This is a genomic window from Kitasatospora sp. NPDC047058, from assembly GCF_040643935.1.
Taxonomy (GTDB): Bacteria; Actinomycetota; Actinomycetes; order Streptomycetales; family Streptomycetaceae; genus Kitasatospora.
The window spans coordinates 1-11,784 of record NZ_JBEYVJ010000234.1 but is presented as its reverse complement, the minus strand read 5'-3'; the positions used below and the strand labels follow the sequence as shown (position 1 = coordinate 11,784).

Genomic DNA, 11,784 nt, shown 5'->3' with positions numbered 1-11,784 from the left:
GTACTGGTTCATCTCGGTCAGGCCCGGCGTGTAGAGGTGGATGGAGACGGCCGGTTCCAGCGCGCCGTTGACCACCTCGTGCAGGTACCCGGGGGCCGGCGCGCCCGGGCGTCCGGCGCCGACGGCCAGGACGGCGAAGGACAGCGCGTCCAGGCCGATCAGCCACGCCGGGGCGGCCACCGCCGCCAGCGCCCCGGCGAGTACCGGGCCGGCGACGGTGGACACCGAGACGCTCGTACCGAGCAGCGCGTTGGCCGCCAGGCGCTGTTCCCCCGGGAGTGTCTCGGCCACCAGCGCGTACTTGGCGCTGCCGCCCCAGGCGTGCAAGAGGGACGAGCCGGCCAGCAGGGCGAGGTAGAGCGCCGGGCCGAGCACGCCCAGCGCCCAGGCGAGGGGGACGCAGCCGAGGAACACCGCCCGGGTCCACGCGTCCGCCCGGATCAGCCGCGCGGCGGGCCGTCCGCGCAGCCAACGGCCCAGCAGCAGTGCACCGAGCACGCCCGGCAGGACGTGGACGGCGACGGCGGCCCCGACGAACGGCCCCGGCGCGCCGGGCGGGGCGAGCTGCAGCGCCAGCCACGCCACGGCGACGGTGCTCATGCCGTCGCCGAGGTCGGACACGGCGAGCGCGGGCAGCAGCCGGCGGAACGGACCGGGGGTGCAGAGGACTGACCGGTACCCCCGGGGAGGCCGGCCGGACGGACGTGCTGAGATCATGCGGCCAGCGAAGCGGTTCACGCGCGCTTGAAGTCAACACGTGGGGTCGAACGGCTCCGGTCCGAGGGCGGGTGATGCGGTGTGCGGTACGTGGCCATCGGCGAACTGGCCCGCCAGGCAGGCCTGCGCCCCTCCGCCCTGCGCTACTACGAGAGCCTGGGCCTCCTGCCCACCGCGCGCCGCGAGGGCGGCCGGCGACTCTGGCCCGCCGCCACGCTGCGGCGCATCGCGCTGATCAGGATGTCCCAGCGCGCGGGCTTCACGCTGGCGGAGATCCGCGGGCTCCTCGACAGCAGCGCGGACCAGGGCGCCACCCGGCAGTGGCGCGCGCTGGCCGAGCGCAAGCTCCCCGAACTCGACGACGTGATCCGGCAGACCCGGTACCTGCGCGACGCGGTCGCCGGCTGCCTCGCCTGCGGCTGCATGAACTTCAACGACTGCGAGCTCCTCACCGGAGACCCGGTCACGGAGGCCTGACCGACGGTGACAGGAGACCCCCGGCCCGGCCCGCGAGGCCGGGCGCGGCCGACCTGACGGGGCGCCACCCCGGAGGGCGGCGCCTTAGGGTCTGTCCGGCGGATCACGCCGCGGGCCCGGCAAGCTCCGCCGGACAGACCCTCGCGCCGGACGAGGCGTCAGACCTCTTCGGCGTACGCGCCGAAGCCGCGGCAGACCAGCCCGTCGCGGAAGGTCAGCGCCTCGGAGACGGCGACGCCGCGCTCGTTGCGGTAGTTGATGACGACGGTGTCCACCGACAGCCGGACGTCCTCCAGCGTGAAGTGCAGGTCGGGCAGCAGCCCCAGGGCCTTGGCCCAGTAGGCGCGCAGGGCGTCCTTGCCGCGCACCTCACCCGCGGGGCCACCGAGCACGGTGACGATCCGGGGCGAGGCGAAGACGACGTCGTCGGCGTAGTGGGCGAGAACACCCTCCAGGTCACGGGAGTTCCAGACCGCGACCCACTCCTCGGCGAAGCGCCGTGCGAATGCGTGATCGATACTCATGCGCCCCATCCTCCCCACCCAGCCCGCCGCCATGCGTGCGGCCGCACCCCGGCCGCGGCCGTCAGTGCTCCTTGGCCCAGGTGGGAATGTCGTCCGGCGGGCCGCCGGGCCGGTCGCCGTTCAGGCCGAGACAGATGGTGACGATGCTGCTCCTCCGCTCCTCGCTGTAGGAGCCGAAGACCCCCTTCCCCAGCACGGAGTCGCACGGGTGGGTGCGGGCACCGTCGTGGAAGACCTCGATGACCTTGTAGTTCGCGTCGGGCTTCGTGCAGGCCACGATCTCCATCTTCGGCGAGGCGGCGCCGCCGAATTCGCGGACGCAGTCGCCGGCCTTCGCGGCGGCCGGATCGGACTTGCTGACCAGGCCGACGACGAACAGCGCGGCCGCGCAGCCCACGACGAGGAGGAGCGGCGCCCAGACACGCGAACCGAACCGGCGCCTGCGCGACGGCTCGGCCGGGTCGGCCGGTTCGCCGGGCGCGGACTCCTGGAGGGCGAGATCGACGGTGTGCGGGCTGTCGTCACCGGACGGGGACGGCGGGGTCGTCACGAAGGTTCCTCATGATCTGATCATCGGTACGGGCGCGCCGAAGAGTAGCGGACGGGGCCCGCCGCCCTCCACAGGAAAGCCGTCAGGCCCCGCCCACGCGGTCCCGGCCCCGGTGACGTGGGGTCAGGCGTGGGCGGGCGGGGTGCAGCGGGGGTGCGGGCCGGGTTCGAGCTGGAGGGTGGTGTGGGGGATGCCGAAGTGGTCGGCGACGCAGGTGCGGAGGCGGGCGAGGAGGCCGGCCGGCGGGGTGTCGTCGGTGACGACGTGGGCGGTGAGGACGGGCATGCCGGACGTGATGGTCCAGGCGTGCACGTCGTGGAGCCCGCGGACGGCGGGGTCGGCGAGGAGGTGGGTGCGGAGGGCGGCGAGGTCCACGCCTTCGGGGGTGGCTTCGAGGAGGACGCGCAGGGCGTCGCGGAGGAGCAGGTAGGCGCGCGGGAGGATCAGCACGCCGATGAGGAGGGAGGCGGCCGGGTCGGCGTACTGCCAGCCGGTGAGCAGGACGACGACGGCGGCGCCGATGGCGGCGACCGAGCCGAGGGCATCGCCGAGCACTTCGAGGTAGGCGCCGCGCAGGTTGAGGCTGTGGTCCTTGCCGCCGCGCAGCAGGGCGACGCCGGCCAGGTTGGCGGCGAGGCCGACCAGGGCGACGGCCAGCATCAACCCGCCCTGGACCTCGGCCGGTTGGCCGAAGCGGCGGACCGCCTGGTAGGCGACCCAGACGAAGACGCCGAGCAGCAGGACGGCGTTGGCCAGGGCGGCCAGGATCTCCAGCCGGTAGTGGCCGAAGGTGCGGCGGAGGGTGGGCGAGCGCTGGGCGACCTGGACGGCCAGCAGGGCGAGCGTGACGCCGGAGAGGTCGGTCAGCATGTGCCCGGAGTCGGCGAGCAGGGCGAGGCTGCCGGAGAGCAGGCCGCCGGTCACCTGGAGGACGAGGACGGAGCCGGTGACGGCGATGGTCAGCAGCATCCGGCGGCGGTAGGCGCCGCTGACGGTGGCGGTGGCCGGGGCGGTGTCCGGGCCGGTGGCGGCGGCCGGGGCGCTCCCGGCGGCCGGGTCGGCGTGGGTGGCACCCATGCGAGGTCTCCCTCCTAGGGGCGGACGTCCGCGGGGCGGACGTCCGGGGGCGGGTCGCCGAGGGGCAGGACCGCGGCGAGCAGGTCCCGCAGGGCGTGGGCGAGGCGGTCGTCGGCCAGGTGGTAGCGGGTGCGGCGGCCTTCGGGGACGGTCCGCACCAGGCCGCAGTCGCGCAGGCAGGCGAGGTGGTTGGAGACGTTGGCCCTGGTCAGGCCCAGTTCGTCGGCGAGGTCGGCCGGGTAGTGCGGGGCGTCGAGCAGGGCCAGCAGGATGCGGCGCCGGCTCGTGTCGGCGAGCGCCTTGCCGACCCGTTCCATCGCCGCCTCCTGCGCTTCGGCGGGGAGGTGCGGGGTGCGGGCGTTCCCGGCGGCCGGGTTCCTGGCGTCCATGAGTCCAACAGTACAGCGCTCACTGAATTCAGCAGCCGCTGAACTCCATCGGCAGGCAGATGCGAGGGCGCCCACGGCCTCCCCCTGGTACCTGCGAGAGCCGCTCACACGCCGCCCGACCTGGGCTTTTCCGGCGGCTAGAGTGGATCACGGCACGATCGGGGAATCGCTTTCCGAGATCGAAAGTACGAGGCATCGCCCATGAGCCTGAGCATTCGCAACCAGCTGCCCGGCACCGTCACCGCCGTCACGACCGGCGAGGTGATGGCCACCGTGAAGGTCCGACTCGACTCCGGACAGGAGCTCACCGCCGCGGTCACCGTGGACGCGGTGAAGGACCTCGGCCTGGACGCGGGCAGCGCGGTGCAGGCGCTCGTCAAGTCCACCGAGGTATCCCTGGCCACCGGCCCGGTCGCCGGACTGAGCATCCGCAACCAGATCCCGGGCACGGTCGCCGAGGTGGCGACCGGCGGCGCGATGGCCGGAGTGAAGGTCGACGTCGCGGACGGCGCGCTGACCGCCGCGATCACCGCCGACGCGGCGGCCGACCTGGGACTGACGGCCGGATCGCCGGTGGTCGCACTGATCAAGTCGACGGAGGTCTCGCTCGCCGCAGCCTGATCACGCGACCGGCGGCGGAGCGCCGCCGCGTCACACCACGCCGGGCGGCGGGCCGTCCCCCGCCGCCCGGCCCGGCACACCCCGGCCGGCCCCGCCTCAGCGCACCTCGGCCGGCTCCGCCAGCGGACCGAGCCAGACGGCGGTGACGCCACTGACGTAGCGGGCGCCGCAGCGGTCGTCGGGGACGACCAGCTGCGGGCCGTCCGCATCCAGCGGCGCGCCGTCCATGCTGGTGGCGAGCAGGATCCGGCAGCCGGCGAAGTCCGGGTCGATCTCGGCCCAGGAGACGACGGCACGGTGGCCGTCGGCACCGCTGACCGAGAGCAGGAACCGCAGCCGCTGCTTGCGCCCGGTGAAGTCGATCCGGGGGCCTGCCGCGCGCAGGACGTCCCAGAGCGCGGGGCCTTCGTACCCGTGGCGCTGCTCGCCCTCGGCCAGGCAGTCGAAGCTGACCTCCAGCCGGTGGGCCGGCAGTGCGCGCAGATCCTCGACGGTCAGCTCCGCCGGATGGTCGAGGTGACCGTGTAGCCGGACTCTCGCGGACGCTCCCATGCCCACACTCCTCCCGGACCGCGCCCGTGCGGTCGGTGCGGTCCGGGACGAGTGGTACCCGGGCGGCCGTCGCGCCATTCGCAGCTGCGGCACTGAAAGCAAGATTTCAGCCGCAGCTGCCATGGCAGAGACGGTGACCGGGCCGCATCTGCCATCGACGCCGGCGCCGGCGCCGGCCGGGCAGGGAGTGCGGGGCGCGCCGGAGGAGACACTGCGGCACGCCCCGCACCGATTGAAGCAACAGGGCAACGGTGCGGACGACTGGTTCCGGGCACCATCCGCAGGGGTCCGCGCTGGATGATCCACCAAGGAGGATTGCAAGGCTTCTGCTGGCATTTACGATGCCAGTGCGCTGGTCTCCCTCGCAGGTGCGATGGCCGAGGGTTCGCGCGGAGCACAAGGAGCGAGAGAGATGATCGTCGGAGACCTGCTCGACCTGGACGACCTGCACATCCGGCTGGCCTGGGGCACGCCGGAGCTGCTCGCGCGCCCGGCCACCGGCATCAGCTCGACCGACCTCCAGGACCCGGCCCGCTACCTCCAGCCCGGCGAGCTGGTCCTCACCGGCCTGGTCTGGTGGCGGCCCGCCGACGGGTCCGCCGCCCTGCGCTTCGCCACGGCGCTGCGCAGCGCCGGAGTCGCCGCCCTGCTGGCGGGCGAGGGCACCCACGGCAGCGTCCCCGACAGCCTGGTCGACGCCTGCCGCACCCACGGCATCCCGCTGCTCGCCGTCCCGGCCGGCGTCAGCTTCCGGGCCGTCACCGACCGGGTCTACCTGCGGCTCTGGGGCGACCTGCGGGCCGGGGCGCAGGACACGGCCGCGATCCCCGACACCGTCCGGCGGGAACTCGCCGGGCTGATGCACGCGGGTGCCGCGCCCGGCGAGGTGCTCGCGCACGCGGCGGGGCGGCTCGGGGTGCCGGACTGCGCGCTCACCACCGCCGGCGGACGCCTCGTCGCGGGCCCGGCCCCGGCCGGCGGGCGGAGCGACGGACGGGCCCGGGGCGACGGACGGGCCCGGGGCGAGCTCGGGCTGCCGGTCGGACCGCAGGACGGCTCGCCCTTCGACGGCTGGCGGCTGCGCCCGCACACCCCGGACGCCCGCGCCGAGCCGCTGCTCCAGGGGCTGGCCGACCTGCTCGCCCCACTCGCCGCCCGGGCCCACGCCGAGGCGGCGGCCCGGCGGCGGGCGGCCGGGCACCTGCTGGACGCACTCGCCGGGGACGCCGACCCGGCCGAGCCGCTCGCCGCCTGCGGCCTCCCGGCCGGCCCGGGCACCACGGGCATCACAGGCTCCACGGGCACCACAGGCACCACAGGCACCACGGGCGGCGCCGGCGGCACCCCGGCCCTGGTCGCCGTGGCCGCGCGGATCGACGACACCCCGGCCGCATGGGCGGCACACGCGCTGGCCGAGGCGCTGCACCCGCTGGACGCCCCGTACGCCGCCGGGACCGACCGCACCGGGCAGGCCGCCGCCCTGGTCACCGCGCCCGCCGCGCAGGTCGCCGAGCGGCTGCGCCGCGCCCGCCCCGGTCTGCAGGCCCGCCTCACCGGGCGGCGCACCCTGCGGTTCGGCGTCGGGCCCTGCGCCCCGCCCGCCGCCGGTCCGCTGCGGGCGGCCCTGGTGCAGGCCCGGTACCTGCTGGACGGCCCCACCGGGGCGGTCGGCACCGCCGCCGAGCTGGACTCGCTGGCCGGTCTGCTGCGCGGCATCCCGCCCGAGGTGACCGCCGCGTTCCACTCCCGCCTGCTGGCCCAGCTCGCCGCCCACGACCGGGAGAACCCCGTCTCCCTGCTCGGCACCCTCGCAACCTTCCTCGACCACGACGGCTCCTGGGCCCGTACGGCCGAGTCCCTGCACATCCACGTGAACACCGTCCACTACCGGGTCCGCCGCATCGAGGAGCTCACCGGTCGCAACCTCGCCCGTCTGCACGACCGCGTCGACCTGCGCGCGGCCCTCCTCTGCACGCCGGCCGGCTGACCCGGTCCGGCCGCTGCGGTGGCCGCCGCGGAAATCCCCGGAAAGAATTTCCGGGCGGCTGTCGATCCGGCCGTCTCCCGTTCGACGCACGGGTGAGAGGCGGGGAGAGGCCCCGCCTCCGGTACCGAGGAGTGAGCACCATGCCGCGCTTCATGAGCCTGATCCGCATCAACGAGCAGGACGCCCCGACCATGCAGCCGGACGCGGAATTCGAGCAGCGGATGGGCGCGCTGTTCGAGGAGATCACCAAGGCCGGGGTGATGCTGGACACCGCCGGGCTGCTGCCCACCAAGGAGGGCACCCGGATCACCTGGGAGGGCGGGAAGCTGGGCGTCACCGACGGGCCGTTCACCGAGACCAAGGAGGTCGTCGGCGGCTACGCCATCATCCAGTGCAAGGACATGGCCGAGGCCGTCGAGTGGACCAGGCGCTTCCTCCAGGTCCACCCGGTGAGCTGGACGGTCGGCGCCGAACTGCGCCAGATCGACGAGGGCACCACCCCGCCGCAGGCCTGATCCCCGGGCTCCGGCGCCCGGCCGCCGCGTCCGCGTTTGCCCCGGCCCCCGGCGGCTGCTCTGATGGGTGGCCGTGAACGGGAGCAACGCGGCCGTGGCGGTCGAGGCGGTGTTCAGGATCGAGTCCGCGCGGATCATCGCCGCGGTCGCCCGCATCGTGCGGGACGTCGGCATCGCCGAGGAGCTGGCGCAGGACGCGCTGGTCGCCGCGCTGGAGCAGTGGCCCGAGCAGGGCGTCCCGGACCGGCCGGGCGCCTGGCTGACGGCCGCCGCCAAGCACCGCGCGATCGACCTGGTCCGCCGCCGGGAGGCGTACGCGCGCAAGCTCGCCGAGGTCGGGCGGACGCTGGAGGACGTGCCGCCGCCGGAGCCGGCCGAACCGGACGACATCGACGACGACCTGCTCCGGCTGATCTTCACCGCGTGCCACCCGGTGCTCTCCGCGGAGGCCCGGATCGCGCTCACCCTGCGGCTGCTGGGCGGGCTGACCACCCAGGAGATCGCCCGCGCCTTCCTCACCTCCGAGCCGACCGTCGCCCAGCGGATCGTCCGCGCGAAGCGCACCCTCGCCGGGGCGGGGGTGCCGTTCGAGGTCCCGTACGGGGAGGACCGGGCGGCCCGGCTCTCCTCCGTCCTGGAGGTCGTCTACCTGATCTTCAACGAGGGGTACTCGGCCACCGCCGGCGACGACCTGCTCCGGCCGGCCCTCTGCGAGGATGCGCTGCGGCTCGCCCGGGTGCTCGCCGGGCTGGCCCCGGACGAGCCCGAAGTGCACGGCCTGGCCGCGCTGCTGGAGTTCCAGGCGGCCCGGACCGCGGCCCGGACCGGTCCGGACGGGCAGCCGGTGCTGCTGGCCGATCAGAACCGCGCCCGCTGGGATCGGCTGCTCATCCGGCGCGGTTTCGCCGCGCTGCAGCGGGCGGGCACCGGCCCGTACTCGGTGCAGGCCGCGATCGCCGCCTGCCATGCGAAGGCGGCGCGGTACGAGGACACCGACTGGGCGACGATCGCCGCGCTGTACGGGCGGCTGATGGCGCTGACCCCGTCGCCGGTGGTCGAGCTGAACCGGGCGGTGGCCGTCTCGATGGCCCACGGACCGGCGGCCGCACTGGAGTTGGTCGACGCGCTGGCGGACGACCCGGCCCTGCGCGGGTACCACCTGCTGCCCAGCGTGCGCGGCGACCTGCTGGCCCGGCTCGGCCGGGCCGGGGAGGCGCGGGCGGAGTTCGAGCGGGCGGCGGCACTGACCCGCAACGAGCGCGAACGGGAGCTGCTGCTGCGCCGGGCGGAGGCCGCGGACGGCCGGGGCGCGACGTAGGCGCGACGCAGGGGCGGCCGGGCGCGACGCGGGGGCAGCCAGGGCGATCAGGAGCAGCTAAGGCCGGTCGTCCGGCCGGAGGCGGGCGCTGACCTCGCCGAGGGCCTCGGCGAGGACGCCGAGCTGCTCGCGGGTGAGCACGTCGATCAGCAGCTCGCGGACCAGGGCGACGTGCCCGGGGGCCGCCTGGCGCAGCACCTCCCGCCCCTCGTCGGTGAGTTCGGCGATGACGCCGCGCACGTCGCTCGGGCAGGAGCGGCGGCCGACCAGGCCCATCCGCTCCAGCTGGGTGACCTGGTAGGTGAGGCCGCTCTTGGAGGTGATCAGCTTCTCCGCCAGCTCGGTCATCCGCAGCGCGCCGGCGGGCGCGGCGGAGAGGTGCACCAGGATCTCGTACTGGGTGTGGGAGAGGCCGGAGTCCTCCTTGAGCTGGCGTTCGAGCCGGCGGTTGAGCAGGTTGCTCGCGGCGACGAAGCCCCGCCAGGCGGCCATCTCGTCATGGTCGAGCCAGCGCGGTTCGTTCCCGGGGGGCATGGAGGGCATGGGGGGAAGCCTACTCCTGTTGTTCAAATTCGAACGAAGGTGTACCGTCGACGTGTCGAGGTTTAAATTTGAACTACAAGGAGGCGCCATGAGCACCGCTACCCCCGAGCGCATGCCCGCCCTCTACCTCTCGCACGGCGCGCCGCCGCTCGCCGACGACCCGGTCTGGCCCGGCCAGCTGGCCGCCTGGTCGGCCGGTCTGCCGCGGCCCGAGGCGATCCTGATGGTCTCCGCGCACTGGGAGGAGGCGCCGCTCGCGCTCGGCGCCGTCACCACCGTGCCGCTGGTCTACGACTTCTGGGGCTTCCCCGAGCACTACTACCGGGTGCAGTACGCCGCCCCCGGCGCCCCCCAGCTCGCCGAACGGGTGCGCAAGCTGCTGCGCGCGCCCGGCACGCCGGTCCAGGACATCCCCGACCGCGGCCTCGACCACGGCGCGTACGTCCCGCTGGTGGAGATGTTCCCGGAGGCGGACGTCCCCGTGCTCCAGGTCTCCCTGCCCACCCTCGACCCGCAGCGGCTGCTGGACATCGGCCGCCGGCTCGCCCCGCTGCGCGACGAGGGCGTGCTGATCGTCGGCAGCGGCTTCTTCACCCACAACCTGCGGGCGCTCAGCTCCGACGGCCGGGTCAGCTCGGTGATGGCCGAGTTCGACGACTGGGGCCGGCGCGCCCTGGAGGCGGAGGACCTCGACGCCCTGCTCGACTTCGAGCGCAAGGCCCCCGCCGGGCGGCTCGCCCACCCGCGCACCGAGCACTTCGCGCCGCTGTTCGTCACGCTCGGCGCCGCCGAGGCCGACCTCGGCAGCCAGCGCAGCGTGATCGACGGGTTCTGGATGGGCCTGGCGAAGCGCTCGATCCAACTGGGCTGAGAACCGGCCGGCCCGAGAACCGGCCGGCCGGCGGTCAGATCGCGCCGCAGGTGAAGCGCTCGCCGATGTGCTCGGGCTGCTCGATCTCGTCGACCAGGGCGACGGCGTAGTCCGGCAGGGAGATCCAGCTCCGCCCGGAGGCGTCGGTGAGCAACTGCTCCAGGCCGGTGCGGTAGTGCCCGGTCCGCTCCCCCGGCACCAGCTCGGCGGCCGGGCTGAGCGTCGTCCAGCGGACGTCCGTGACCGTCCGCAGGTAGTCCTGCGCGACACCGTGGGCGTGCATGACCTGCCGCAGCGGCTCCGGCAGGCCGGGCGCGTCCCAGCCCCGGACGCCGGGCGCCGTCTCCAGGCTGCCCGCGCCGCCGACCGTGATCACCCGGGGCGCCTCGTCGCCGAGCGCCCGCAGGCCCTCGACCAGCGAGCGGGCGGCCGGCTCGATCAGTGCCCGGCCGCCCGGCCGGTCGCCGCCCCCGACGGCACTGACCAGCACGTCCTGCCCGGCCGCGACCCGTGCCACGTCCGCCGGTTCCAGCACGTCGCCCGGCACGACGGCGGCCGCCCCGCCCCGGTAGCGGTCCGGGTGGCGCACGACGGCCGTCACCCGGTGGCCGCGCGCGACGGCCTCCGCGACGACGGCGGCGCCGACGGTGCCGTTGGCGCCGATCACGGCGATGCTGGCCATGGGGGTCCTGCCTTCCGAACCGGGGTGGGAGTGCGTCCACCAGTAGCACCCGCCGCCCGGGCCCGCCGTGCGGACACGCGGCACGGACGCGGCGCACGGATACGCGGCACCTACGCGCGGACGGCGGCCGGGTGAACAGTGTGCTGCGGGCCGCTGTAACAACCGGCCCGGGGTGGCGCATCTCTTTCAAGCCAAGACTGTTCGTCCGGCCGCTCCGGCGGTGACGGCGGAGCCGCACGTTCCGCCCGGCCGGTGCCCCGGGCGGACGTCCGGCGGACGCTCCACATGGCCGCAGGCCATGGGCACCGGGGGCGCTCAGAAATCCGACCGAACGGCCGGACGGGAGGCCGCGGGCGGGCGCCGGCCGGGGTTGCGGAAGTCCGAATTCGCTCACCAGTTCGATTCAAGCCAACCGTTTCCGACCCCTTCCCGGGCCGCGCCGATCGGCGCAGGATTCCGTGCGGCAGGAGAGGCACGGGGCTCCTCCTGCGACCTGTGAGACTGAGGAGTGCTCAACCATGAAGCAGAAGTGGGCCCTTAGGGCCGCCACCCTCACCCTCGGCGCGGGCGCCGTCCTCGGCCTGAGCGTCGGCTCCGCCAGCGCCGCGTCCAACCTCCAGGTGGGCAGCAGCGGTTCGGCGGTCGTCTGCCTCCAGCAGGCACTCAACTACGTCGACGCGGCCGGCCTGGGCACCGACGGCCAGTTCGGCCAGCTCACCAAGGGCGCCGTCGTGGACTACCAGTACGGCCACAGCCTCTACCCGGACGGCGTCGTCGGCCCGGCCACCGGTGGCTCGATCAAGGCCAGCGTCCGCCAGGCCTACGACAACGCGCACCGCTCCGGGGACTGGGGCACGCAGAGCACCCTGGGCGCCTGGATGAACAACTGCAACTGGCAGCTCCCGGGCTGAGCACCGGCCGGATGACGGCGAGGGGCGGGTTCGCGTCGTGCGCACGACGC

14 protein-coding genes and 1 pseudogene are annotated in these 11,784 nt (G+C 74.9%); 7 read left to right on the top strand and 8 right to left on the bottom strand.

All coding sequences use genetic code 11. The features are described from left to right. A pseudogene (locus ABZ885_RS27370) lies at positions 1-717 on the bottom strand (MFS transporter); the annotation flags it as partial. 81 nt (positions 718-798) lie between these two features. On the opposite strand from ABZ885_RS27370, the gene ABZ885_RS27365 reads away from it, so the two are divergent. Then, positions 799-1,194 (top strand): MerR family transcriptional regulator, encoded by a 396-nt coding sequence (locus ABZ885_RS27365; RefSeq protein ID WP_360193919.1) that lies wholly within the window; start codon positions 799-801, stop codon positions 1,192-1,194. Positions 1,195-1,352: 158 nt separating this feature from the next. Here ABZ885_RS27365 and ABZ885_RS27360 read toward each other — a convergent pair whose 3' ends face one another. From ABZ885_RS27360 to ABZ885_RS27345, 4 genes are all read right to left on the bottom strand, one after another. Next, positions 1,353-1,718, bottom strand: a complete 366-nt coding sequence (locus ABZ885_RS27360) for a nuclear transport factor 2 family protein (protein WP_360193916.1) — start codon at positions 1,716-1,718, stop codon at positions 1,353-1,355. Positions 1,719-1,779: 61 nt separating this feature from the next. Continuing rightward, positions 1,780-2,268 (bottom strand): hypothetical protein, encoded by a 489-nt coding sequence (locus ABZ885_RS27355; RefSeq protein WP_360193913.1) that lies wholly within the window; start codon positions 2,266-2,268, stop codon positions 1,780-1,782. 123 nt (positions 2,269-2,391) lie between these two features. Further along, a complete protein-coding gene (locus tag ABZ885_RS27350; protein WP_360193928.1) occupies positions 2,392-3,237 on the bottom strand; it encodes a cation diffusion facilitator family transporter in 846 nt (281 codons plus the stop codon). Between the two features lie 122 nt (positions 3,238-3,359). Next, complete coding sequence (locus tag ABZ885_RS27345; protein ID WP_360193925.1) at positions 3,360-3,662, bottom strand: metalloregulator ArsR/SmtB family transcription factor; 303 nt, start codon at positions 3,660-3,662, stop codon at positions 3,360-3,362. A gap of 273 nt (positions 3,663-3,935) precedes the next feature. On the opposite strand from ABZ885_RS27345, the gene ABZ885_RS27340 reads away from it, so the two are divergent. Next, positions 3,936-4,355, top strand: a complete 420-nt coding sequence (locus ABZ885_RS27340) for a TOBE domain-containing protein (protein WP_360193911.1) — start codon at positions 3,936-3,938, stop codon at positions 4,353-4,355. 96 nt (positions 4,356-4,451) lie between these two features. On the opposite strand, the gene ABZ885_RS27335 is transcribed toward ABZ885_RS27340, so the two are convergent. Beyond that, entirely contained in the window at positions 4,452-4,907 is a 456-nt protein-coding gene (locus ABZ885_RS27335) for a molybdopterin-dependent oxidoreductase (RefSeq protein WP_360193908.1), read from the bottom strand. Positions 4,908-5,319: 412 nt separating this feature from the next. Between ABZ885_RS27335 and ABZ885_RS27330 the strand changes: the two genes are divergently transcribed. The 3 genes from ABZ885_RS27330 to ABZ885_RS27320 all read left to right on the top strand — a co-directional run bounded on the left by ABZ885_RS27330 (position 5,320) and on the right by ABZ885_RS27320 (position 8,727). Beyond that, a complete protein-coding gene (locus ABZ885_RS27330) occupies positions 5,320-6,894 on the top strand; it encodes a helix-turn-helix domain-containing protein (RefSeq protein ID WP_360193906.1) in 1,575 nt (524 codons plus the stop codon). Between the two features lie 140 nt (positions 6,895-7,034). Continuing rightward, positions 7,035-7,409, top strand: a complete 375-nt coding sequence (locus ABZ885_RS27325) for a YciI family protein (protein WP_360193903.1) — start codon at positions 7,035-7,037, stop codon at positions 7,407-7,409. 67 nt (positions 7,410-7,476) lie between these two features. After that, complete coding sequence (locus ABZ885_RS27320; protein ID WP_360193900.1) at positions 7,477-8,727, top strand: sigma-70 family RNA polymerase sigma factor; 1,251 nt, start codon at positions 7,477-7,479, stop codon at positions 8,725-8,727. 57 nt (positions 8,728-8,784) lie between these two features. Here ABZ885_RS27320 and ABZ885_RS27315 read toward each other — a convergent pair whose 3' ends face one another. Further along, a complete protein-coding gene (locus tag ABZ885_RS27315; protein ID WP_360193922.1) occupies positions 8,785-9,261 on the bottom strand; it encodes a MarR family transcriptional regulator in 477 nt (158 codons plus the stop codon). Positions 9,262-9,358: 97 nt separating this feature from the next. On the opposite strand from ABZ885_RS27315, the gene ABZ885_RS27310 reads away from it, so the two are divergent. Then, positions 9,359-10,141 (top strand): class III extradiol ring-cleavage dioxygenase, encoded by a 783-nt coding sequence (locus ABZ885_RS27310; protein ID WP_360193898.1) that lies wholly within the window; start codon positions 9,359-9,361, stop codon positions 10,139-10,141. Positions 10,142-10,175: 34 nt separating this feature from the next. Here ABZ885_RS27310 and ABZ885_RS27305 read toward each other — a convergent pair whose 3' ends face one another. Further along, positions 10,176-10,823 carry an NAD(P)H-binding protein gene (locus tag ABZ885_RS27305; protein WP_360193895.1) on the bottom strand — a complete coding sequence of 216 codons (648 nt, stop codon included), beginning with the start codon at positions 10,821-10,823 and terminating at the stop codon, positions 10,176-10,178. Between the two features lie 518 nt (positions 10,824-11,341). On the opposite strand from ABZ885_RS27305, the gene ABZ885_RS27300 reads away from it, so the two are divergent. Beyond that, the gene (locus tag ABZ885_RS27300; RefSeq protein WP_360193893.1) at positions 11,342-11,734 is read left to right on the top strand and encodes a peptidoglycan-binding domain-containing protein; all 393 of its coding nucleotides are present in this window, start codon (positions 11,342-11,344) and stop codon (positions 11,732-11,734) included. Positions 11,735-11,784: the final 50 nt, after the last annotated feature.